The organism is Rhodoferax ferrireducens, assembly GCF_003347515.1.
Taxonomy (GTDB): Bacteria; Pseudomonadota; Gammaproteobacteria; order Burkholderiales; family Burkholderiaceae_C; genus Rhodoferax.
Genome location: NZ_QEII01000236.1, coordinates 35,888 through 58,211 on the forward strand (window position 1 = coordinate 35,888; position 22,324 = coordinate 58,211).

Below are 22,324 nucleotides of genomic sequence, written 5' to 3' on the forward strand. Positions count from 1 at the left end.
TTAGATGTACTTGACCGCCAGGGAGGCGGCCTCGATCAATAGTAGTACCAAAAACAGGCGAACCGCGCCGGGCTGCACGGTGTAGTCCGTCGCGGGCTGTTGCTCCGCCTCCAGATTGGCTGCCACGGGCACCACGGCCACCGCCAGACTGAAGAAAAAGGTCTTGAGCAGAAAGCCCAGGGTGACGGTCAGGTCGAACACATGGCCGACGGTTCGGGTGTAGCCCGGCAGCCCCCAGAGTGAAAAACCGTGGACGATGAGGTAGGCCAGCACCAACGCGATCACGCTGCTGATCATGGCCAGCGTCAGCACCGAGAAGGCGCTGGCAAATACTTTGGGAACCAGTTCGCGGCGCAAGCGTTCCATGCTCAGGCGCGGCAGGGGGCCGGCCTGGGCGGGCAGGGGAAGGCCAGCGATGGCCGCGTTGAATGTCAGCCCGGCGCGCAAGGCGACAAACAAGGCGGCCGACAGCGGAATGAGCTCCAGCACCAGCACGCGCACCACCATTTGCAGGGCGTACTGCGACAGGCCGTAGTTATAGGCCGTGACCACCACGATGCGGATCAGTACCAGGCTGAGCAGTGCGGCCAGCGCGGTGAACCAGGGCAAGACCTGCCAGGTGCTGGCATAAATATGCTGGGACGTGGTGGCGCGGTTGGCCCGGTTGTAAGTGGAGGGCGACAGCGCCATCACCAGCACGACAGCCGCAAAGTGAATCATGTGCCACCAACTGACCGCTCCGCGCAGCAGCGCGCGGCCCCAGGCGTCGGGAATAAAGTGGGGGGGAGCGCTTGCAGGCATGGGCGGATGATAACGAGGCCTCCGTCGCGCAGATAGAGAAGACGCAAGTCGGGCAAATCACTATACTGTTTATTTGTACAGTTAATTATTGTTTGTCTGGTTTGATGTGCCATGGTGTCCCGACCCTCGCCCCTTTCTTTGGCCCACTTGGGTGACGCCGTCTGGCGCGCCGATGCACTGGCCTGCGCCGCTGGCGCGACGGTGGCCACGGGCCACCCGGCGCTGGACGCCCAGTTGCCCGGGGGCGGTTGGCCGGTGGGCGCGATCAGCGAAATCCTGCAGGACCACAGTGGCCAAAGCGAATGGCGTTTGCTGTTGCCCGCGTTGCGGCATGCGGCACCCGGCCCGGTGGTGCTGGTGGGCGCGCCCCATGTGCCGTTCGGGCCGGGGCTGTGGGCCCAGGGTTTTGAGGCGCGGCGGCTGTTGTGGATGACTGAGAGCGCGCCGGCCGCACGTCTGTGGGCGACTGAGCAGGCGCTGCGTTGCGCCGAGGTGGTGGCGGTGCTGGCCTGGTTGCCGCAGGTGCGGGCTGAGCAGTTGCGGCGCCTGCAAATCGCGGCCCAGGAACACAGCAAGCTCTTGTTCGTGCTGCGGCCGGCCCAGGCCCAAGGTGAATCCTCGCCCGCCGTGCTGCGGCTGCTGGCCTCGGCATCGCCGGACAGCGACGCGCTCTTGCTGCACATCCTCAAGCGGCGCGGCCCGCCGCTGGACCAGCCTCTGACATTGGCGGCCCGGCCGGCCCGGCTGGCCGCCTTGCTGGCAAGCCACGCTCGTCAGGCAGACGATGAGCTTCAAGCGTTGGGGGGCCGGCGGGTGCCCGCCCTCTGTGTTTTTTCAGGATCGGACCATGTACTGGATCGCACTGCAGCCGCTGCCTGAACCGGCCCTAGCCGAGGGCGCTAACCCGCTTTGCGAAGGCGACCACACGCCTGGCGAAGGTGGGTCGCCCGCGCTGGTCGATGTCCTGAGCGCCCTGGGCTGGTGGGCCTTGCAATTCACGCCCAAGGTGGCGCGGCTGGAAGACGCGCTGCTGCTGGAGGTCTCGGCCAGCGAGCGCCTGTGGGGCGGGCGGCAGGCATTAATCCGTCATATTTTTGAGTCAAACAAGCCTCCAGCCACCGTCCAATATGCGCAAGGTGCTACGTCTTTAATAGCGTTTTCACGCCTGCAGACGGACCCACTGGGGGCGACGTCGCCCGACGATCTGCCGCTGGCCACGCTGGTGGCGGCCCGGCCCCACCTGCCCACCCTGGTCAGAATGGGCTGCAGCCACTGGGGCCAGTTGCGTGCGCTGCCGCGCGGCGGCGTGGCGCGGCGTTTTGGCGCGCCGCTGCTGGAGGCGCTGGACCGGGCTTATGGACACCGGCCCGATCTTTACCCCTGGCTGGTCGTGCCGGAAGTTTTTGAGGCCACGCTGGAACTGGGCGCCCAGGTCGAGACGGCACCGGCGCTGCTGTTTGGCGCGCGCCGCCTGCTCGGCTCATTGCAGGTCTGGCTGCAGCTGCGCCACAGCGGCGTGCTGGCGCTGGAACTGGGGTGGACCATGGACGCCCGGCGCGACACCGCCACCCAGGGCCAGCTGGTGGTGCGCACGGCCGAGCCCACCGGCGACATGAGCCACCTGCAGCGCCTGCTGGGCGAACATCTGGCGCGCGTCACCTTGCCCGCCCCGGTGAGCTACCTGCGCCTGCGCACCTTGGAGACGCAAAAACTACGCGGCGAAAGCACCAGTCTGCTGTCCGACGAGCAGCGCCGGGGTGACAGCCTGCACCAGCTGCTGGAGCGTTTGAGCGCACGCCTGGGCCCGCAGCAGGTATTGCAAATGCAAGCCTGTGCCGACCACCGGCCGGAACTGATGCAGCGCTGGCAGCCGGCCTCAAGTGCTTCACATTTAATAGCTGCTTGCGCAGGCGGGACGGGGGCTAGAGGCCAGAATTATCCTAAAAACCCGGAAAACCTCATGGCCAGCGCGCTGTACCCGACCTGGCTGCTGGCCGTGCCACTCCCACTGGCGGTGCAGCACAACAGGCCACAGTACCAGGGCCCGCTGAGCTTGCTGGCCGGTCCGCAGCGCTTGGAAGCCGGCTGGTGGGGCGGCGGCGATGGCGCCTTGCGCGACTATTTTCTGGCGCACAGCGAGCGCATGGGCTTGTTGTGGATTTACCGCGAGCGGCTCATGGGGCCGGGCCGGGCAGGGGTGCAAGCAGGGGGCCAAGCGGAGGGGGAAACTGAGAGAGACCCGGCGCGCTGGACCGAGGCCGAATCACAGTGGTACTTACATGGCCTGTTTGCCTGAAACCCCCTTCCCCGGAGATGCCCCCGTGGACTCTGCGCCCGCCTACGCCGAGCTGCATTGCCTGAGCAACTTCAGCTTTCAGCGCGGGGCTTCGCACCCGGAAGAGCTGGTGGCGCGGGCGCACGCGCTGGGCTACACGGCGCTGGCGATCACCGACGAGTGTTCGGTGGCCGGGGTGGTGCGCGCGCATGTCGAGGCGAAGAAGCTGGGGCTGAAACTCTTGCCGGGCGCCGAGTTTGCGGTGGTGCTGGATGGTTCTTCCGACAACACATTGGGCAGTGCCGGCGTCGCGGCGCGCACGCAGGCTGGCGCCAGTTTCACGGTGATCGCCTTGCCGCATGATCTGCCGGGCTGGGGCGATTTGTGCGAGTTCATCACCCTGGCGCGGCGGGCCGCGCCCAAGGGCGAGTACCGGGTGCGCTGGCAGGACCCGCACTGGACCCTGCTGGTCGGTTGCGAGGTTTTGGTAGCCTTGCCGTCTGCTATCAATATAGAAGCTGCTTGCGCAATCTGTATAAGGGCCAGAGGCCTGTTTGGCTCAAATCTATGGCTGGCCGTGGAATTGCTGCTGGGCCCCGACGATGGCTTGCAGTCGCACAAGCTGGCGCAGATCTCTCAGCTCACCGGCGTGCCGCTGGTGGCGGCCGGCCAGGTGCACATGCATGTGCGCTCGCGCAAGCCGCTGCAAGACGTGATCAGCGCCGTGCGCCTGGGGGCGACGGTGGCCGACTGCGGTTTTGCGCTGCAGCCCAATGCCGAAGCACATCTGCGATCGCGCGCGCGCCTGCAGCAGATTTACCCATCGGCCTGGCTGGCCAACACGCTCACCGTGGCGGCGCGCTGCAGCTTCAGCCTGGACGAGCTGCGCTACCAGTACCCGCTGGAGACCGTGCTGCCGGGTCTGAGCTCCGCGCAAACTCTGCGCCAGTTCACGCTGGAGGGCGCGCGCACGCGTTACCCGCAGGGCATGCCGCTGGCTGTTCAAAAGCAGGTGGACTACGAGCTGGCGTTGATTGCCGATCTCCACTACGAGATGTATTTCCTGACCGTGCATGACATCGTGCGCTTTGCCCGCAGCCAGAACATCCTGTGCCAGGGCCGCGGCTCGGCCGCCAACTCGGCGGTGTGTTACTGCCTGGGCGTCACCGAGGTCGATCCCGAACACTCCAATCTGCTATTCGAGCGTTTCATCAGCCGCGCCCGCAACGAGCCACCCGACATCGATGTGGACTTTGAGCACGACCGGCGCGAAGACGTCATCCAGTACATCTACGCCAAGTACGGCCGCGAGCGCGCCGCGATTGCCGCCACCGTGGTCACCTACCGCCCGCGCAGCGCCATCCGCGATGTGGGCCGGGCGCTGGGCATTGACGAAGCCCTGATCGACCGCTTTGCCAAAGAGCATTTCTGGTTTGATGGAAAAAGCGCCATGGCCGGGCATCTGCTGCAGGCTGGGCTCGACCCGGATGATGCGCAGGTCGGCCAGTGGCTGGACCTGACGAGTCAGTTGCTGGGTTTCCCGCGCCACCTGAGCCAGCACGTTGGCGGCTTTGTGCTGACGCAGGGCAAGCTCACGCGCCTGGTGCCGGTGGAAAACGCCGCCATGGAGAATCGCTCCATCATCCAGTGGGACAAGGACGATCTGGACGCCATGGGTCTGCTCAAGGTCGATGTGCTGGCCCTGGGCATGCTCAGCGCCATCCACCGCTGCCTGGACCTGGTCGGCCAGCAGCGTGGTGGCGCGCCCTTGCGCATGCAGGACATTCCCCCTGACGATGTGCCCACTTACGACATGATTTGCGCCGCCGACACCGTGGGCGTGTTCCAGATCGAAAGCCGGGCACAGATGAGCATGCTGCCGCGCCTGAAACCGCGCTGTTTTTACGACCTGGTGATCGAGGTCGCCATCGTGCGCCCCGGGCCGATCCAGGGCGGCATGGTGCATCCTTATTTGCAGCGGCGTCAGGGGCTGGAAGCGGTGGTGTACCCGCCGGCACTTCAGCCGGCCTTGGGGCGAACCCACGGTGTGCCGATTTTTCAGGAGCAGGTGATGCAGATCGCCATGATTGCGGCTGATTTCACGCCGGATGAAGCCGATGATTTGCGCCGCTCCATGGCCGCCTGGAAACGCAAGGGCGGGGTGCACCGCTTTCATGACCGGCTGGTGCACCAAATGGTCCGTAACGGTTACGCGGCCAAGTTTGCCGAGAATATTTTTAAACAGATTCTGGGCTTTGGCGAATACGGTTTTCCGGAAAGCCACGCCGCCGGTTTTGCGCAACTCGCCTATGTCAGCGCCTGGCTCAAATGCCATGCGCCCGCCGCATTTCTTGCCGCTCTGCTGAACTCGCAGCCCATGGGTTTTTACCCGCCGGCGCAACTGGTGCAGGATGGCCGACGCCATGGCGTCGAGGTGCGGGCGGTGGATGTGATGCACAGCATGTGGGACTGCACGCTCGAAGGCGCTCAGCCAGGGGGTGGCGAGATCAGTGGATTGCCGCGCTACGCTCGCCATGACGATGAGGTTGTCCCCCGCCAGCCCGCCGTGCGTCTGGGCTTGTGCCTGGTCGCCGGCCTGACAGAGGCCGCTGCGCAGCGCATCGTCACCGCGCGCCTGCAAAACCCTTTCAGCAGCACCGAAGACCTGGCCCTGCGCGCCGCACTGGATCAGGGCGACTTGAAGGCCCTGGCGGCTGCCGACGCGCTGGCCGCGCTGTCTGGCCACCGCCGCCAGCAGGTGTGGGACGCCGCCGCCTTGCAAACCGCGCCCCCGCTGCTCAAAAGCGTGCCGGTGGAGGAAGACCTTTTGCTGCTGCCGGCCGCCAGCGAAGGCGAAGAAGTGGTTTTTGATTACGCCGCACTCGGGCTCACTTTGCGCAGCCACCCCGTGGCACTGCTGCGCGAGCAGCTGTCAAACATGAAGCTGCAGACGGCGGCCCAGTTGCGCGACCTGCCCAGCGGTCGGCTGGTGCGGGCCTGCGGACTGGTCACCGCGCGCCAGCAACCGCCTACCGCCAAGGGCGTGCTCTTCATCACCCTGGAGGATGAGACCGGTACGGTGAATGTGATCGTATGGAAGCGTCTGCGCGAACACCAGCGCCTGCCCGCGCTCCGGTCACGCCTGCTGGCGGTGCATGGCGTGTGGCAACGCGATGAGGAGAGTGGGGGTGAAGTGCGCCACCTGGTCGCCGGGCACCTGAAGGATCTGACGCCCTTGCTGGGCGACCTGGCGACGCTGAGCCGGGAGTTTCACTGAGCGCCCCTGGTTGCCGGCCATTACCTCGACCGACGACCACAACGATCTGGGCGAACTCATCCATTCAGCAGATTGTTTACAAAGTTCGCCATCGACTCTGAACGCCCGCCGGATAAGATGAGATTCAAAATAAATCAGTCAGTGGACGCAGGGAAATGTTTGGTTTTTTAAAAATAAAAGGGACGAAAAAAGCACAGGCATCCTTGAAAGTACCGGCTTCAGTGGCCCCCAGCAGATCCCAAGCGCACAGCAACATTCATCACGAGCTGATCCGGGTGGTGTTGAAGGACACATTGCGGCTGCACGGCATTCCATTAGGCTGGCTCGCCTGTGAAGTCATCACCATCGCGCGGTCTGCAGGCAAAAATGAACTGCATATTCAGTTGATGGTGATGAAGTGGAACGAAAAATTACTGCGCTATGCCGGCGCGCTGCAGCAGCAACTGTTGCTTGGGCTGGATCGATTTGACCCATCGGTCGATCATTCAAAATACATTGTGTCGTGGCGTTTTTCACCCAGCTGCAGCATTCCTTTCAAGCAGATGCCCGATCCGAAATTCTGGTTGTCAGGTGACGAGCCGCCTGTCGTGAACGAAGCACCAATCCCCATCCTGGACCGGCGCCGCGCCCCACGCCCACCGAAGGCCCTCCTTTTGGCGCCCTCGTTTTTTGACACCTGCGATCGGTCGTCTAATTTCCCCGCCACCGACGTCATTCCCCTCAGGTAGGCGTGATTTAAAAATCAACACGGCGTCGAGGTGCGGCGGTGGAGGTGATTCTGCGTCACTTTAGAATGGCGGTCGGAGCAGCATCGGCCGCAAAAGCACTGCTTCCTTTATTTGGAAAAATGTCATGTCGTTACTGCACCGTCTGAGCCTGGCCCAGAAATTTCTTATTTTGGGCGTCATTGCGCTGATCATGGTGATGGTTCCATTGGGCTTGTATTTCAAGAAAACAGCCGCGGAAATCGATACGCTCAATAGCGAGCAGAGTTCGACGAAGGCGGTGTTTGCACTGAATAAAGTGGTGCAATTTATCCAGTCCCATCGCGGCTTGTCGGCGGGTGCCTTGAACGGCAACGCGGCTTTGGCGCAGCGCAGACCCGACATGCGCGACAAAGTGACCCTCAACATGAGCACCCTGGATGCTGAACTGAAACAACTCGGTGCTTCCGCGCAAATCATGTCCCTGTGGCTGGACGTCAATCAGCGCTGGACCACGCTGGAGCAGGGCGTCTCCAGCGGCCAGCTCAAATCCGCGGACAGCACCCAACTCCATACGCAGTTGGTGGCCCGTGTGCTGATCCTCAATGAAGAGATTCTGGGTGAGTTTGGCCTGTCGCTTGATCCGCAGGCCGATGCCTATTTCCTGATTCAGGCCTCGCTGGTGAACATGCCCTTGCTGGCGGAGAACCTGGGCATCATGCGGGCTCGCGGTACCGGTTTTCTGTCTCAAAATAGCCTGACGCCTGAAGACCGCGGCGGCCTGCGGGCCATTAACAAGCGGGTGCTGGAGTTGCAGGGCGACATGTTCCGCAACCTCAGGCGGGCCACCGAAAACAACCCGGACATGAAGGCCGCATTGGCCGCCCGGGCGGAGGCCAGTCGCGCGACCGTCGACAAGACCCTGGCCGTGGCCGATCAAGCGTTGATCAGTGCAACCGACATCAATTACCCGGCAGCGCAGTACCTTGACGAGTTCACCCGCACCATTGACGGCTTGTTTGAATTCAATGCACTGGCCATGACCAGCCTGGCCGCTGCCTTGGATACCCGCGGGAGTGATTTGCGCCGCACGGAGTACATGGTGGTGGCCTTGCAGTTGGTCGGCTTGTTGGCGGCGATTACCCTTGCGCTGGCTTTTGTGCGCAGCATCACCGGTCCGGTAACGCAAGCCGTGAGGGTGGCCAGTGCCGTCGCAGGCGGCGACCTGACCGTGGACGTGCCCGTTCACGGCAGCAATGAATTGGGGCAGTTGATGCAGGCCATGTTGGCCATGCGTGATCATTTGTCCCAAGTGGTGACGCAGGTGCGCCACGGCTCGGAAAGCGTGGCCACCGCCAGCGCCGAAATCGCCCAGGGCAACCATGATTTGAGCGCCCGCACCGAGAGCCAAGCCAGTGCGCTGGAAGAGACCGCCTCCAGCATGGAAGAACTCGGTGCCACCGTCAAGCAAAACGCCGACAACGCGCGCCAAGCCAATCAACTGGCCATGCGTGCGTCCACGGTGGCCGTCAAGGGCGGTGAGGTGGTGGGTCAGGTGGTCGAGACCATGAAGAACATCAATGAGTCATCCCGCAAGATAGCCGACATCATCGGTGTGATTGATGGCATCGCTTTTCAGACCAATATTCTGGCCCTCAATGCGGCGGTAGAAGCCGCCCGGGCGGGCGAGCAGGGTCGGGGTTTTGCGGTGGTGGCTTCGGAAGTTCGTTCCCTGGCGGGACGATCGGCCGCAGCCGCCAAGGAAATCAAGTCGTTGATCAGCGTCAGCGTGGAGCGAGTGGAGCACGGCACGATCTTGGTCGACCAAGCCGGTGTCACCATGGCCGAAGTGGTCAGCAGCATCAAGCGGGTGACCGACATCATGGGTGAGATCAGCGCGGCCAGCAATGAGCAATCCACGGGCATCGCACAGGTGGGCGAAGCCGTGACGCAAATCGACCAGACCACGCAGCAAAACGCGGCCCTGGTGGAAGAGATGGCGGCCGCGGCCGGCAGCTTGAGGAGTCAGGCGCAGGAGTTGGTGCAGGTGGTGGCGGTGTTTCGGGTTGGCGGTTTGATACCGTCTCCCCTGGCCTTGGGCCAAGCCTGACCGCTCAATGCCGCTTCTTTTTCGTTCCTTCGGCACACGACTGCTTTGCGGTCTGCTGATCTGTGGCGCCTTGCTGGGCCTGGACGTGGCCCGTCGTAGCGGGATCACGCCCGTGGCCCGGGCGGTGTGGCCTGCGCAGGACAAGGCGGCTGGCATGCATGCGGTGCCGATGAGTCGCGGCCACATTCCCATGCCCGCCAACACGCCGGCGGCGCATGCCAGCAGTCTGCTGGCGATGCCGGCCGGGCACCCTTCCGCGCTGATGGCCTTCTGGTTTGCCGGCGCGCGCGAAAGTGCGGCCGATGTGCAGATCGCCGCCTCCTACTTTGACCGTCGCAGCCAGCAATGGAGCGCCGCGCGTTTTGTGCTGAACCGCGCCGCCATGGGGGATCAACTGGGTTTTGGCGTGCGGCGGCTGGGCAATCCGGTGGCCTGGCTGGATGCCCAGGGCAAGATTCATCTGTTCGTGGTGGCGACCGGCCTGGGCGGCTGGGCCGCCGGGCGCATTGTGCATTTGCGCCAAAGCGAGGCCGGGCAGGACTTCTCTGCGCTGTCGTTTGACATGGTGCGGGCACTGCCCCTGTCCTGGCTGTGGAACACCAGTTTTCTGGTGCGCAGCGCACCGTTGCCCCTGAAAGACGGGGGCATGGTGCTGCCGGTGCATTTCGAGTTGGGCATCAAATACCCGGTGGCCTTGCGCTTTGATGCCGCAGGCGATTTCAAGGGCATGGTGCGTATTTCGAGTCGCCAGCACCTGCTGCAACCCACGCTCTTGATGGTGAACGCATCGCATTGGCTGGCGCTGATGCGCGACAACAGCCCGGTGGGCAAGGTGGCGGTGGCGCAAACGCTGGACAACGGGCAGAGTTGGGCTGATTTGCCGGACCTGGCGCTGGACAACCCGGATGCCTCCGTGGCGGGGCTGGCGATGGCGCCCGGGCGTATGTTTCTGGCTCAGAATTCTTCGCTTCACTCGCGCAAGGCGCTTGATTTGAGCGCCTCGGTGGATGGCAGGGTCTGGTCCCTGGCCCAAGGGCTGGCGCATGGCGCCGGTGCGGATGAATACTCTTACCCGGCCCTGACCTGGGCCGATGACAGCTTGTGGGTGAGTTACACAGATCAGCGCCGCAACATCGCCTGGCAACGCTTTTCCTTGTCGGCAAGCCCCCACTGAGACCTGATCACTTGATGGACCTGAGCGCTTTGTCAGACCTGTTGCTGTCAACCGGGAACCCGGTCTTGCCTGCGCCCGCGTTCATGCGGCTGGCCTTACCCGCCATTTGGGCCATCGTGCTGGGCAGTGGCGCCTTGCTTCTGGCGGGCAGGCTGGCTCGCCCTTATCGACTCGGCTTGGGCCTGCTGGTGGCCGTGTGGACCCTGCTGCCGGGGCCGGCATCACCCGCATATTGGCTCGGCCTGGCGTTTCAAACGCCCAGTTTGATGACGGCTGTCATGGGTCTGGCCTGGTTTTGGGATCGTGAACGGCGTGGGCCGGGAGCCGGTGTCATGGCGGCAGAGTCGAGCGGTCCGGCATTGAAAATTCTGGCTGCCGCCGGCATTGCGCTCGGGTGGATATTGCTGCTGGATACGCTGGCTTGGCTGCCGGTGTCGGTCTACGCGTGGGGCTTTGGTTCGGCCGCCGTCGGTGCCGTGGCAATATTCGCCACGCTGCTTTGGGCCGTCTGGGGCACTGCGCGTGCGAAGGGTCGCTCGCCAGCGCTGGTCGGGCCGATGTTGATGCTGTGTGTGTTGACCTTGTTTGTGCTGACCCGTTTGCCGAGCGGCAATCTGTGGGATGCGCTGATCGACCCTTGGCTCTGGGTCGCGCTTCAGCTGGGCTGGCTGTTCAGCGCCGTGCGCCGCCTGATCACGGTGCGGCGCTTGTCACCAGCCATTCGCGTCTGAACAGCCAGGTTTGCGGATACCAGAGGTTGGCGAGATTGATTTCGCCGCTCTGGTGGCGTCCCTTCACTTCCCAGCGCGTGCCCAGCACGGTGCAGCCCGGTACGCAGGGCGGTGCCTGCTCGGCGGGTTCTGACTGAAGCCAGATGACCGCATCATGGCTGGTCAATAAACGCTTGAGTTCCACGGCGTGCTCGCTGATGTGGGGCGCTGCACGACCTTCGCTGTCGTAGGGCACAAACTGGTTACCCGGCAGCAAGAACTGAAAGCGCTCGAACTGGCCGTTGAAGCCGTTCGGCACGGCGACGCGGGCCTGGTGAAGCTTGGCGATCACCTCACTCGGGTACAGGCCGGCGGCACCGTTCAAGGGCGCGGTGGCCAAGCCGAAACTGGCGAACACCACGAGGCAGGCAGCCACGGTGCAGGCGCGTGTCCAGGCGGGCTTGACTGCGCCGCCGATCACGAGGGCCAGGCCCGTCAGCATGGCGAGCATGGCGGCGCCCAGTTCGGTGCCGCTGCCAATGCCGAGCTCGTGTGCAGCCCAGGCGATGCGCCCCAGCACCGTAATAAAAATTCCGCACAGCAGCAAGGACGCCAAAAACCAGCCGCGTGCAATGCGCTGCCAGCAAAGTGCCACCAGCATGGCCAAGGCCGGCATGGCGGGGATGACGTAGCGTGCCGAGCGCTGGCTGGGCAGGGTGAACACGATCAGCCAGACGGCCAACCAGATCAGCACGATCAGGAGATGCGGCGACAGCCGGGTGATGGCGCCATCGTCTTTTGATTCGCGCCAGGTTTGAACTCCCAGCCTGAGTCCAAGCCACATCAGGCCGAGCACGACAAAGGCCAGCAGGCCGGCGTTTTGCGCATAGGCCAGCAGCTGCGCCCATATGCTGACGCCGCCGCCGAGCAAGGCCACATGCCAGTAGCCCTGGCTATTCGACAACTTGCCTGCGTTTTCACCAATGACAAACTCCTGCCAGACCGCAGCGGGGTTGGGGTCCAACACAAACCACAAGGCAAAAATGCCCAGCGCAAGCGCCGCGCTCAAGCTCACTTTGAGCGTGGTCTGTAGCGCCACGCGCCAGTTCAGGGTGGGCGCACTCACGAGCTGGGCGCACCACAGTGCGGCGGCGGCCGGGGCAATCAGGGCAAAGGATTTGTAGGCCAGCCCGAGCCCCAGCGCCAGCCCGAAGCCGGCATGGGTCAGCCACCCCAGGCTGCTCACTTGTGACGCAGGTGCCGGGCGTAGGCGTTGCCACAAGAGCCAGAACATGGGCAGGTTCAGCCAGAAAGTTTCCGGGGCGCTGGTCAGGTAGGCGCGACCAAAACGGAAGGTGCAGAAAAACGCCAGGTAAAGGCAGGCGGCGAGGCAGGCGGTGCGCAGGTCGCGGGTGATTTTCTGCACCGTCCAGGCCACGGCGCCGGCGATCAGCAGGGTGTAGATCAGGCTGGGCGTGCGCAATGCCGCCATGCTCCAGTGTTGCCCCCAGTCACCGGCCACGATCGCCTGCCAGAACAGCAGCGGCGGTTTGGTGTTGCGCATGTGGTCCAGCTCGGACACCAGCGGCAACCAGTGCTGGGACGCCGCCGTCAGGCGCGCAATGTGGGTGTAGACCAGCTCGTCGCCGTTGGTCGGGATGTACTGGCCGCCCAAACCGAAGGCATAGACGGCGGCAGCAAACACCAGCAGGGCAAGCCAGAGCCCCGTAGCGGTGTCAACAGTCTGGTGTTGCGGCGGGGGCGGACGCATGGTTTATTTGGCCGGGCGGTGGCGAAAGGTCCAGCGGTCGTTGGCCAGGAAGTTGCTCACGCTGGCCATCAGGATGGCGATGACATTGGCCAGCATGTAGTGCAGGCTGTGCGCGAGCCACAGGGTCAGACCGTACTGCAAGGCAATGCCCAGCCACGAGGCAACTGCATAGCGTCCAAGCTGGCCAAAAAAGACTGAGACACCGGTCTGGGGCGCCTGGCCGGGCCGGGCGGCATGCAGCGCGGCGGCACGCAGCCGGTCGGCCCAGGTCCAGAGCCGGTTCCAGGTGAAGTTATTGAGGGTGGCCACCGCAATGGCCAGGGCCAGCGAGGCGTAGAGCCGGTTACGCGGCGCGGCAATGGCCGCAAACAAGTATTCCTGCGCCAGGAACAGCACGGCCATGTTGACCACGGTGCCAGAGGCGCCGACCAAGCCAAACTTGATGTAGCGAAAGCTCTTGACCCATTCCACCCACAAATAGAAACGCTGTTGCCAGCTCTGGCGCTGACTCATGACAGTACGTGTGTGGGCCGGGCCAGGGCGGCCAGGGCGTCGGCCAGCACCGGGTCCGGGGCAATGCGTTTAAGGCATTGGTTGTCGCCATCGCAAAAGGTTTCGCGGTGGTTGTACGCGCTCAGGCAGGGTGAACAGGCAATACCCGATTCCAGTACCTGGGCGCGTGGCCCGAGCGGGCCGTATAGGCGGCCGGTCTCGGGGCCGAAGAACACCAGCGTGCGGATCGGCGTGAGACTGGCAAAGTGGCCGGGTCCGCCATCGTTGGTGATGAGTAAATCCGCGCCGTGAAACAGCATCAGGAGTTCGCGGATGCTGCGGGTGTAGCCGGTGAGGTCGACGCAAAATTCGCTGCCGATTTGCGTCAGCAACTCGCGCGCCAGCGGCGCATCGTCACGCAGGCCAATCAGTCCCACCGCGTGCCCGGTTTGGCACAGACCGCGTGCCACCTGGGCATAGTGGGCCGCAGGCCAGGCGCGCTCGGGCAGCAGGCCGCCACCAGCGTAAATCAATACGATTTGCCGACCTTGCAGGGCCGGGTGGTCGGCGAGCATTTTGTTGCGGTAGGTTTGCAGCTCAAGGGCGTCGAAGGGTACGGACAGGCCCGTATCCGAGGGCAATTCGCGGATCGGCGCCGCCTTGTTGCGCGGCATGGCGTCAGCGTCCAGCGCATCGACCAGCGACAAAAACTGTTTGCTGATGTGCTGGTAGGGGTTGTAGGGAACGGCCTTGTTGATATAGCTGCCGCGGTACAGGCCTTCCTGCGTATGCGGCGTGAAGCCCACGCGCAGCGGCGCACCGCTCAGGTAAGACATCAGGCTGCTGATGCGGGAGAACAGTTCGCAGTCGATCACCGAGTCCAAGGGCAGGCGGCGCAATGTCATGCAGACGCGCCAGATGTCGCCCAGCAAACCCAGGCCGGCACTGTCGTCCAGCGCGTGCAGGTGTTCCGGTTGGGCCAGGCCCAGCAAGGCGGCGACTTCCTGGTTTTTTTTTAATTGCAACACGTGCAGCGTGGCACTCGGGTAGCGCTGGCGCAGGGCCGCAAACATGGGGCCGGCCAGCACCACGCTGCCCATTTCGGACAGCAGAATCACCAGGATGTGGCGCGGCTCGCGGGCCAGTTGCGCCGCAGGGCGCCCCCATGCCGCGGCCCGGGCCCACACCGACACCACGGCGCACAGGAGTTGGCCCAGCCAGCGGTCAATCCAGCGTTGTGTCTGTACTTTCATGCGTCCCGGTTCGCTTGTCAGTCGCTTTACAGGCCGGCCGCGTCACGCAAGGCCTGCGCCTTGTCGGTGCGCTCCCAGGTGAACTCGGGCTCTTCACGGCCGAAGTGACCGTAAGCCGCCGTCTTCTCGTAGATCGGACGCAGCAAATCGAGCATCTGGATGATGCCTTTGGGGCGCAGGTCAAACAGCTCGTGCACCAGCGCGGCGATTTTGTCGTCCGGGATCACGCCCGTGCCTTCGGTATAGACGGTCACGTTCATGGGTTTGGCCACGCCGATCGCATAAGCCACCTGGATCTGGCACTGCCGCGCCAAGCCGGCCGCCACAATGTTCTTGGCCACATAACGCGCGGCATAGGCGGCGGAGCGGTCCACTTTTGTTGGGTCTTTGCCGCTGAAAGCGCCACCGCCGTGCGGGCAGGCACCGCCGTAGGTGTCGACAATGATCTTGCGTCCGGTCAAACCGCAGTCGCCCTGCGGGCCGCCGACCACAAAGCGGCCGGTCGGGTTGATCAGGTATTTGGTGTCGGCGGTCAGCCATTCTTTGGGCAGTACGGGCTTGATGATGTCCTCAATCACGGCCTCAATGAAAGCCGGCTTCATCTTGGCGCCGTCGCTCATCTCCGGGCTGTGCTGGCTGGACAGCACCACGGTGTCGATGCTGTGCGGCTTGCCGTCCACGTAGCGCATGGTGATCTGGCTCTTGGCGTCGGGGCGCAGAAAGGGCAGGCGGCCGTCTTTGCGCAGCTGCGCCTGGCGCTCCACCAAGCGGTGCGCGTAGTAAATCGGCGCGGGCATCAGCTCGGGAGTCTCGTTGCAGGCATAGCCAAACATCAAGCCCTGGTCACCGGCGCCGGTGTTGAGGTGGTCGTCGCTCGCATGGTCCACGCCCTGGGCGATGTCATTGCTTTGCTTGTCATAGGCCACCAGCACGGCGCAACCCTTGTAGTCGATGCCGTATTCGGTGTTGTCGTAACCAATGCGCTTGATGGTGTCGCGGGCCACCTGGATGTAGTCGACATGCGCGTTGGTGGTGATTTCACCGGCCAGCACCACCAAGCCGGTGTTGCATAAGGTCTCTGCGGCAACGCGGGACTTGGGGTCCTGTTGAAAGATCGCGTCAAGGATGGCGTCCGAAATCTGGTCGGCCACCTTGTCGGGGTGACCTTCAGATACGGACTCGGAAGTGAAGAGAAAATCGTTCGCCATGGTTTTAAGCTCCAATAACAGCAGTTGCAACAAGTTCAAGACCGCGTTGCTTGGGCTTGGAGGCTTCGGCGAACGCTTTAGCAGATTTGTCAAATTTGACAAGGCACAATGGCGGCTCGCGGGAACCGCTCCATGTGTGTGTCGCCCTGCAAGTAGTTCCATAACTCAGCGACCCGAGCATTTTATCCCAGCGATGATTACCCTTTTCAAAATTTTGTCCGTACTGCCCTTGTGGTTGGCGCATGGGCTGGGCTGGGGCATGGGCTGGCTGGTGTTTGCCATCTCCGGCGTGTATCGCCGGCGTTTTCTGGCCAACGCCCGCCAGGCCGGCATGGTTTGGCAGCAATGGCTGGGCGCGGTCGGCGAGAGCGGCAAGCTGGTGGCAGAGTTGCCGCGCCTGTGGCTGGGACGACCGGTGCCGGTGCAATGGGATGGTGCCCGGCATGTGGAGGCGGCGCTGGCACTGGGGCGGGGCGTGGTTTTTTTGACGCCGCATCTGGGCTGCTTCGAGATCACGGCCCAGGCCTATGCCCAGCGCTACGGCCAGGACAAAGAGCCCATGACCGTGTTGTTTCGCCCGCCGCGCCAGTCCTGGTTGCGCGAACTCGTGACGACGGCACGCGCGCGCCCGGGCCTGCACACGGCGCCCACGACACTGGCGGGGGTCAAGCAGATGATCAAAGCCTTAAAAAAAGGCCAGTCCCTGGGCCTGTTGCCGGACCAGGTACCGCCGCTGGGCCTGGGGCTGTGGGTGCCGTTTTTTGGCAGCGATGCCTACACCATGACCCTGTCCGTGCGGCTGGCGCAACAAACGGGCGCTACGGTGCTGATGGCCTGGGGCGAGCGCTTGTCCTGGGGGCGCGGTTATCGGGTGCATGTGCAGCCTTTGGGGGCCGCCTTGCCCACAGATGGCGTGCAGGCGGCAGCGCATATCAACCGGGCCATGGAAGGTCTGATCCGCAGCTGTCCGCAGCAATACCTGTGGGGCTACGCGCGCTACAAGCAGCCGCGGCAGGAGCTGTGATCATGCGTCCGGTGTTTCATGCTTAGCCGCTGGGTGAGTCAGTGTGGCGTCGCCCTGATGCACGTGCTGGGGCGTTTGCCGCTGGCCTGGGTACGTGCCTTGGGCTGGATGCTGGGTGGCGTGCTTCATGTCCTGGCGGTGCCGCGGCGCCGGGTCGCGCAGACCAACTTGCGCCTGTGTTTTCCGGACAAGTCCGCAGCCCAGATTCGGGCTCTGTCTTTGCAGACCTTTGTTCATTTCGCCCAGGCCTGGCTGGACCGCGGCTGGCTCTGGCATGGTTCGCCTGACGTCGTGCGACGGCGCCTGCATCTGTCCGGGGCGGTGAGCGAGCTGCAAGGCAATGAACCAGTCGTCATCTTTGCGCCGCATTTCGTCGGGCTGGATGCGGGCTGGGTGGCCTTGACCCAGCAGTTGCCACGCCACTTCACCACGATTTACACCAATCAGGCCAACAAGGTGGTTGACGGCTGGATTTTGGCCGGTCGTCAGCGTTTCGGGCGTGCGCGGCTGTTCGGGCGCGCGGATGGTGTCAAAACCATTGTCGCCACGCTGCGTGCGGGCGATCCGCTGTATTTGTTGCCGGACATGAATTTTGGTCCAGAGGACTCCGTTTACGTGCCCTTTTATGGCGTCTCGGCGGCCACCGTGCCGTCTCTGTCGCGCTTTGCCAAACTGGGTCGCGCCAAGGTGGTGCCGGTGGTGACGCGCATGACGCGCCGTGGCTATGAGGTTGAGGTCATGCCGTCCTGGCCGGGTTTTCCGTCGGACGATGTGCTGGCGGATACGGCGCTCATGAACCTGCGCCTGCAGTCGTTCATCGACACCATGCCGGACCAGTATTTTTGGGTTCACAAGCGCTTCAAGGACCGCCCGCCGGGCGTGCCAGCCGTTTATTGAGATTTAGTAACTACTCAGCTCCCAATGGTGTTCAATCAGAATTCGCTATGAAATAGTGAGCGACAATTGGATTCGATGCCAAACCTACCCGACCTCACGCAACTCAGCTCCGATCAAAAGGATGAGCTGATCAGGATGTTATGGCCCTTGCAGCGACAAATGCAAGAGCTGCCCAAACGGTCCTGGCTGCAAAGCCATTTGCCTGTTGAAGTGATGGCACGGCAGATTAGTACTAAAACAAGATCTAGCCCGTCTTACCTGAGTTAGTAGCTATTAAATCATGGGTAATTTCAGCTGGCGCCGTCTATCCGCCCGCCACCGACCAACCGGCGTGCAGATTGACCTTGTTGTTCTAGTACTCCCACGCCGTGCCACATCGCTCGCAGCGGTATTGCGTGACGTGCCATCGGCTTTGTCATGGCTGCCGCTTTCCGGCAGCAAAGGCCGCCACCGACAACTCTTCGGCCGATCCGGCCAACCGATAAATTTTCAGAAACTTCCAGAAGTTCATGCTGACATGGCGAAGTGTGCTCATTTGCTGGACTCTATATTTGACTGCTGGCTATGCCAAATCGACGAAAGACTCAGATGCCATTCAAAAATTGCATATCAGACGCAGCCTTGGCGAAGGGTTCTATTGCGGCAAGATGAATGGCCGAGAAAAGGTGAGGCGGTGGGTGGACATCAGATCGCCAGGGTATAAGACTGATCGACTGGGACATGACTTGACCGATGGGGCAGTCCAGCTGTAAGTCATATACCAACACACGCAAGTCTGCATACCTTCTAGCGGAGGTCAGCCCTGAGGAGTTACAGAAATTGGCGCAACTGCGACGTCAACCAAGCGCTTATCCCTCGGCCAATTGTGTCGCCACCGCCCACATAGAGCGTTCAGAGTGTGCCTGATCATCAAGGCGCTATTGGCAAGAGAAGCCGCCCGCCCAGAGGATGGCAGCGCTGCTCGCCCGGCCGGGTGATCTTCGGCCTTGCATCGTCACAGCCGATGCCGAGCAAGTAAGTCTCGAAACTCCTGGGCGCCATGGGGCGGCCGAACAGGTAGCCCTGATAGGCATGGCAGCCGCAGCCTGAAAGAAAGATGCGCTGCTCTTCCGTCTCCACGCCTTCGGCGATGACATTCAGGCGCATGCTCTGTCCCAGTGCCACGATCATCTGCGCTATCGCTGCATCATTGGGGTCCACCAGAACCGAGCGCACAAAAGACTGGTCGATCTTCAGCTGGTCCAGTGGCAAGCGTTTCAGGTAGGACAGTGATGAATAGCCGGTCCCGAAATCGTCCAGAGAAAAACCGACGCCGTGCGCGCGCAACGCGGTCATCTTGGCGATGGTGTCCTCCACGGCATCCAGCAGCAGGCTCTCAGTCAGTTCCAGCTTGAGACGCTTCGGATCGGCGCCGGTGCGATCCAGCGTGGCGAGCACTTGCTCGACAAAATCCCGCTGGTGTAGTTGGCGAGCGCTGACGTTGACCGAGATGGTGAAATTGCAAAGATCACTTCTTGCGGACCATTCCATCAGTTGCTGACAGGCCATCTCAAGCACTTGCAGGCCCATCGGAATGATCAGGCCGGAGTCCTCCGCCATCGGGATGAATTCACATGGTGCCAGCAGCCCACGCTGCGGATGTTGCCAGCGTATCAGGGCTTCGGCGCCTATCAGTTTGCCATCGCTGCAAACCTGCGGTTGGTAGTGCAGCACGAATTCCTTACGTTGCAGGCTGAGTCGCATGGCGCTCTCCAGTTCGGCGCGTTCGGTGATTGCCCTCTGCATGGCTGGATCGAAGAAACACAACGCGTTGCGGCCAGCCGCCTTGGCCTGGTACATCGCCAGGTCCGCGCGGCGCAGCAACTCGGCCACCGTTTCATGTTCGGCGTGGAACAGGGTCGCGCCGATGCTGGGACTGCTGTAATGCACCTGATCGGCTAGCACATAGGGCGCATTGAGGGCGGCGCGAATGCGCTCGCCAATTAGCTCGGCGAGACGGGCGGCATGTTCGATCTGCGGGCCGAGATCGGTCAGGATCACCACGAATTCGTCGCCCCCCAGGCGCGCGACGGTATCGCCTTCCCGTGCGCAGTTGGTCAGACGTTTGGCGACCTGCTGCAACAAGAGGTCGCCAATTTCGTGGCCGGCCGAGTCATTGAGCATTTTGAAATTGTCGAGATCGATAAACAGTAGCGCCCCTCGGCCACCGGTACGGCGGCTGACGGTCAGCGCCTGTTGCAAACGATCCATCAACAAGCGGCGGTTGCCCAGTTTGGTCAGCGAGTCGTAAAACGCCAGCTCCATGATTTCTTTTTCCGCGGCCTTTCGACGCGACATATCGCTCACCGTTCCAACGTAGTTGGTGATCGTGCCATCGGTGCCCCTGACCACTGCCAAGCTGCACCAGATCGGGTACACGGCGCCGCTTTTGTGTCGCACGTACATCTCCCCGCGCCAGTAACCCTGTCGTTTAGTCTGGCACCACAAGTCTTCATAAAACGCCGGCTCGTGGTAGCCGGAGCGGAAGAATTGCGGGCTTTTGCCGATCACTTCTTCAGCGCCATACCCGCTCGATTCGGTAAAAGCCCGATTCACGCGCAGGATCACTTTGTCGCGGTCGGTGATCATCATGCCGTCCTGCGTCTCGAAGGCGGTCGCGGCAATGCGCAGCTCCTGTTCGATGCGTTTGCGCTCCGTGATACTGCGGTTGGCAATGCGCATCAGGAGTCCCATCGTGCGCGCAAGCACAACTTCGGCACTTTTGAGCTGGCGGCGGATGAATCCGTAAAGGCGAATGATCTTCATGGCAAGGAGCAGCGAGCGGGTCAAGCCCTATGCCAGCAACAGCGGACCACGGGACTCCGGCGCACCGAGCGTGAACACACCCACAGCCCGAACCAGCTCCTGGGCTTGGGCCGTGAGGCTGCTGGCAGCGGTGGCCATTTCCTCCACCAGAGCCGCATTTTGTTGCGTCGCCTGGTCGAGCTCGGTGACCGCCCCGCCGACCTGCGCCACGCCGGTAGCCTGCTCGTTGCTCGCCGCACTGATCTCGCCCATGAGATTGCTCAAACGGCGGATCGAGCTCACCACTTCAGTCATGGTGTTGCCCGCCTGATTGACCAGGGTGGTGCCGTGCGCGACGCGCTCGACGCTGGCGTTGATCAGGCGTTTGATTTCCTTGGCCGCGTCGGCCGAGCGGCCGGCCAGACTGCGCACCTCGGTCGCCACCACGGCAAAGCCGCGGCCCTGCTCACCGGCTCGGGCCGCCTCCACCGCCGCATTCAAGGCCAAGATGTTGGTCTGGAAGGCGATGCTGTCAATGACGCCAATGATGTCGGAAATTGTGCGCGACGATTCATTGATGCCCTTCATCGTTTGCACCACCTGGTCTACCACTTCGCCACCCGTGACTGCCACCGTGGATGCGCTCATGGCCAGCTGATTGGCCTGGCGCGCATTGTCGGCGTTGTGTTGGACGGTCGCGCCAAGTTGTTCCATGGCGGCCGCTGTTTGCTCCAGCGCGCTGGCCTGGCTTTCGGTGCGGCTTGAGAGATCGTGGTTGCCTTGGGCGATCTGGGCGCTGGCCGTGGCCACGGCTTCGGAGCCCTGGCGTACGTTGCCCACGATGTCGGCAAGCTTGTCCCGCATGTCGGACAGGACGTGCAGCAAACGCGCGGCTTCGTCCTCGCCTTGGACCCGGATGACGGTCGCAAGATTGCCCCGACTGATGGCTTCAGCGGATTCAATCGCCTGCTGGATAGGCCCCGTGATGGAACGTGTGACCATCCACGCGAGCAACATACTCAACACCAAAGACAGTACGGCGCCGAGTCCAAGGGCCCATTGGCTGGAGGTCGTCACGGAGGCGGCTTCAGCCTGAACCTGGGCCAGCAGCGCACTGGCGTGCTGGGCAACCTGGTCAACGGTCTTGAGGTAGTTCTCAGCCAACGGTCGCAGGTCGTGGTCCACGGCGGCGGAGATGTCCTCGCCAGCATTTTTCCTTGTCAGTAACTTGGCACGCGCGTCAATGTATATCGAACGATTCCTGGCAACCTCGGCCATCACTTGTTTGCCCTTGTCATCCTACAGCAGTGCTTCGAGCTTCTTCTGGGCCTCGCCCACGCTCTTCGAGGTCGCGGCCATGTCGGTCTGCAGCGCATCGATGTAGGCTGCATCCGACGTCTTCAGCGCCGATGATGCCCTCACCCAGTTGAGGTTGATGTCAGCCGTCCAGCGCTGGGCCAGGGAGTTTCGTTCCAGCTCGGTGCTCGCGATCTGCTGCGCCGCAGCCTTGAGGGTTCCCAGACGCCAGACGCCGATGGCAGCGATGATGGCGGTGATCAACAACACCAGTCCAAACGCCAGCGCGAGGCGGGACCCGATTTTCAGCTTGTTCATTGATAGTTTTCTAGTAGGCAGTAAGGTTATTCGACCGGCACCACGGGCATTCCCGCGATGAGGGCTTCGACATCGGTCAGCGTTGCCTTAAGTTGGCACTATGGCGCGCACCGCGTGGAATGAGAAGAAGCAGTTTCGACGCAATTGTCCATACCAGACGACGCAATTGATTGCTGAGTCCAAGCTCGTCAATGAGGTCCAAGTATTTCTATTCCTTGCGGTTTCGGCTG

The 22,324-nt window shown here is 62.8% G+C and carries 17 protein-coding genes; 9 read left to right on the plus strand and 8 right to left on the minus strand.

Going from position 1 to position 22,324, the window contains the following annotated elements:
* Positions 1–801, minus strand: coding sequence for an MlaE family ABC transporter permease (locus C5P05_RS05840; protein ID WP_114968920.1), 801 nt, complete (start codon positions 799–801; stop codon positions 1–3).
* A gap of 111 nt (positions 802–912) precedes the next feature.
* Between C5P05_RS05840 and imuA the strand changes: the two genes are divergently transcribed.
* The 7 genes from imuA (at position 913) to C5P05_RS05875 (ending at position 11,072) form a co-directional block, all read left to right on the plus strand.
* On the plus strand, positions 913–1,680 hold the full coding sequence (imuA, locus tag C5P05_RS05845) for a translesion DNA synthesis-associated protein ImuA (RefSeq protein ID WP_114968921.1): 768 nt from the start codon (positions 913–915) through the stop codon (positions 1,678–1,680).
* A complete protein-coding gene (locus C5P05_RS05850) occupies positions 1,649–3,097 on the plus strand; it encodes a Y-family DNA polymerase (protein ID WP_114968922.1) in 1,449 nt (482 codons plus the stop codon). Before imuA ends, C5P05_RS05850 begins: the two co-directional genes overlap by 32 nt.
* A complete protein-coding gene (locus tag C5P05_RS05855; RefSeq protein WP_114968923.1) occupies positions 3,081–6,353 on the plus strand; it encodes an error-prone DNA polymerase in 3,273 nt (1,090 codons plus the stop codon). Before C5P05_RS05850 ends, C5P05_RS05855 begins: the two co-directional genes overlap by 17 nt.
* Before the next feature lie 155 nt (positions 6,354–6,508).
* The gene (locus tag C5P05_RS05860) at positions 6,509–7,081 is read left to right on the plus strand and encodes a hypothetical protein (RefSeq protein WP_114968924.1); all 573 of its coding nucleotides are present in this window, start codon (positions 6,509–6,511) and stop codon (positions 7,079–7,081) included.
* Between the two features lie 124 nt (positions 7,082–7,205).
* The gene (locus C5P05_RS05865) at positions 7,206–9,167 is read left to right on the plus strand and encodes a methyl-accepting chemotaxis protein (protein WP_114968925.1); all 1,962 of its coding nucleotides are present in this window, start codon (positions 7,206–7,208) and stop codon (positions 9,165–9,167) included.
* 7 nt (positions 9,168–9,174) lie between these two features.
* Positions 9,175–10,341, plus strand: a complete 1,167-nt coding sequence (locus tag C5P05_RS05870) for an exo-alpha-sialidase (protein ID WP_114968926.1) — start codon at positions 9,175–9,177, stop codon at positions 10,339–10,341.
* Positions 10,342–10,352: 11 nt separating this feature from the next.
* Entirely contained in the window at positions 10,353–11,072 is a 720-nt protein-coding gene (locus tag C5P05_RS05875; protein WP_157979229.1) for a hypothetical protein, read from the plus strand.
* Here the strand turns inward: C5P05_RS05875 and C5P05_RS05880 are convergent.
* Genes C5P05_RS05880 through metK form a run of 4 tightly spaced genes read right to left on the minus strand, consistent with a single transcriptional unit; the run spans position 11,035 to position 15,775 of the window.
* Positions 11,035–12,822 (minus strand): ArnT family glycosyltransferase, encoded by a 1,788-nt coding sequence (locus C5P05_RS05880; RefSeq protein WP_114968928.1) that lies wholly within the window; start codon positions 12,820–12,822, stop codon positions 11,035–11,037. The genes C5P05_RS05875 and C5P05_RS05880 overlap by 38 nt on opposite strands.
* 3 nt (positions 12,823–12,825) lie before the next feature.
* Positions 12,826–13,335: a GtrA family protein gene (locus C5P05_RS05885; protein WP_114968929.1), complete on the minus strand. Its 510-nt coding sequence runs from the start codon at positions 13,333–13,335 to the stop codon at positions 12,826–12,828.
* Positions 13,332–14,567: a glycosyltransferase family 9 protein gene (locus C5P05_RS05890; protein WP_114968930.1), complete on the minus strand. Its 1,236-nt coding sequence runs from the start codon at positions 14,565–14,567 to the stop codon at positions 13,332–13,334. Before C5P05_RS05890 ends, C5P05_RS05885 begins: the two co-directional genes overlap by 4 nt.
* 26 nt (positions 14,568–14,593) lie before the next feature.
* Positions 14,594–15,775: a methionine adenosyltransferase gene (metK, locus tag C5P05_RS05895; protein ID WP_114969107.1), complete on the minus strand. Its 1,182-nt coding sequence runs from the start codon at positions 15,773–15,775 to the stop codon at positions 14,594–14,596.
* 193 nt (positions 15,776–15,968) lie between these two features.
* Between metK and C5P05_RS05900 the strand changes: the two genes are divergently transcribed.
* Complete coding sequence (locus C5P05_RS05900; protein ID WP_114968931.1) at positions 15,969–16,799, plus strand: lysophospholipid acyltransferase family protein; 831 nt, start codon at positions 15,969–15,971, stop codon at positions 16,797–16,799.
* Between the two features lie 18 nt (positions 16,800–16,817).
* Positions 16,818–17,696 carry a lipid A biosynthesis acyltransferase gene (locus tag C5P05_RS05905; protein WP_114968932.1) on the plus strand — a complete coding sequence of 293 codons (879 nt, stop codon included), beginning with the start codon at positions 16,818–16,820 and terminating at the stop codon, positions 17,694–17,696.
* A gap of 909 nt (positions 17,697–18,605) precedes the next feature.
* Here the strand turns inward: C5P05_RS05905 and C5P05_RS05910 are convergent.
* Genes C5P05_RS05910 through C5P05_RS34335 form a run of 3 tightly spaced genes read right to left on the minus strand, consistent with a single transcriptional unit; the run spans position 18,606 to position 22,094 of the window.
* Entirely contained in the window at positions 18,606–20,525 is a 1,920-nt protein-coding gene (locus C5P05_RS05910; protein ID WP_232834365.1) for a putative bifunctional diguanylate cyclase/phosphodiesterase, read from the minus strand.
* Between the two features lie 3 nt (positions 20,526–20,528).
* On the minus strand, positions 20,529–21,758 hold the full coding sequence (locus C5P05_RS34925; protein WP_269813902.1) for a methyl-accepting chemotaxis protein: 1,230 nt from the start codon (positions 21,756–21,758) through the stop codon (positions 20,529–20,531).
* A 21-nt stretch (positions 21,759–21,779) separates the two neighbouring features.
* A complete protein-coding gene (locus C5P05_RS34335) occupies positions 21,780–22,094 on the minus strand; it encodes an MCP four helix bundle domain-containing protein (RefSeq protein WP_232834366.1) in 315 nt (104 codons plus the stop codon).
* Between the last annotated feature and the right edge of the window lie 230 nt (positions 22,095–22,324).

Bases quoted from the DNA above. Each gene is read 5' to 3' on its own strand.
- C5P05_RS05840 (WP_114968920.1), bottom strand. From the start codon at position 801: ATGCCTGCAAGCGCTCCCCCCCACTTTATTCCCGACGCCTGGGGCCGC.
- imuA (WP_114968921.1), top strand. From the start codon at position 913: ATGGTGTCCCGACCCTCGCCCCTTTCTTTGGCCCACTTGGGTGACGCC.
- C5P05_RS05850 (WP_114968922.1), top strand. From the start codon at position 1,649: ATGTACTGGATCGCACTGCAGCCGCTGCCTGAACCGGCCCTAGCCGAG.
- C5P05_RS05855 (WP_114968923.1), top strand. From the start codon at position 3,081: ATGGCCTGTTTGCCTGAAACCCCCTTCCCCGGAGATGCCCCCGTGGAC.
- C5P05_RS05860 (WP_114968924.1), top strand. From the start codon at position 6,509: ATGTTTGGTTTTTTAAAAATAAAAGGGACGAAAAAAGCACAGGCATCC.
- C5P05_RS05865 (WP_114968925.1), top strand. From the start codon at position 7,206: ATGTCGTTACTGCACCGTCTGAGCCTGGCCCAGAAATTTCTTATTTTG.
- C5P05_RS05870 (WP_114968926.1), top strand. From the start codon at position 9,175: ATGCCGCTTCTTTTTCGTTCCTTCGGCACACGACTGCTTTGCGGTCTG.
- C5P05_RS05880 (WP_114968928.1), bottom strand. From the start codon at position 12,822: ATGCGTCCGCCCCCGCCGCAACACCAGACTGTTGACACCGCTACGGGG.
- C5P05_RS05885 (WP_114968929.1), bottom strand. From the start codon at position 13,335: ATGAGTCAGCGCCAGAGCTGGCAACAGCGTTTCTATTTGTGGGTGGAA.
- C5P05_RS05890 (WP_114968930.1), bottom strand. From the start codon at position 14,567: ATGAAAGTACAGACACAACGCTGGATTGACCGCTGGCTGGGCCAACTC.
- metK (WP_114969107.1), bottom strand. From the start codon at position 15,775: ATGGCGAACGATTTTCTCTTCACTTCCGAGTCCGTATCTGAAGGTCAC.
- C5P05_RS05900 (WP_114968931.1), top strand. From the start codon at position 15,969: ATGATTACCCTTTTCAAAATTTTGTCCGTACTGCCCTTGTGGTTGGCG.
- C5P05_RS05905 (WP_114968932.1), top strand. From the start codon at position 16,818: ATGCTTAGCCGCTGGGTGAGTCAGTGTGGCGTCGCCCTGATGCACGTG.
- C5P05_RS34925 (WP_269813902.1), bottom strand. From the start codon at position 21,758: ATGGCCGAGGTTGCCAGGAATCGTTCGATATACATTGACGCGCGTGCC.
- C5P05_RS34335 (WP_232834366.1), bottom strand. From the start codon at position 22,094: ATGAACAAGCTGAAAATCGGGTCCCGCCTCGCGCTGGCGTTTGGACTG.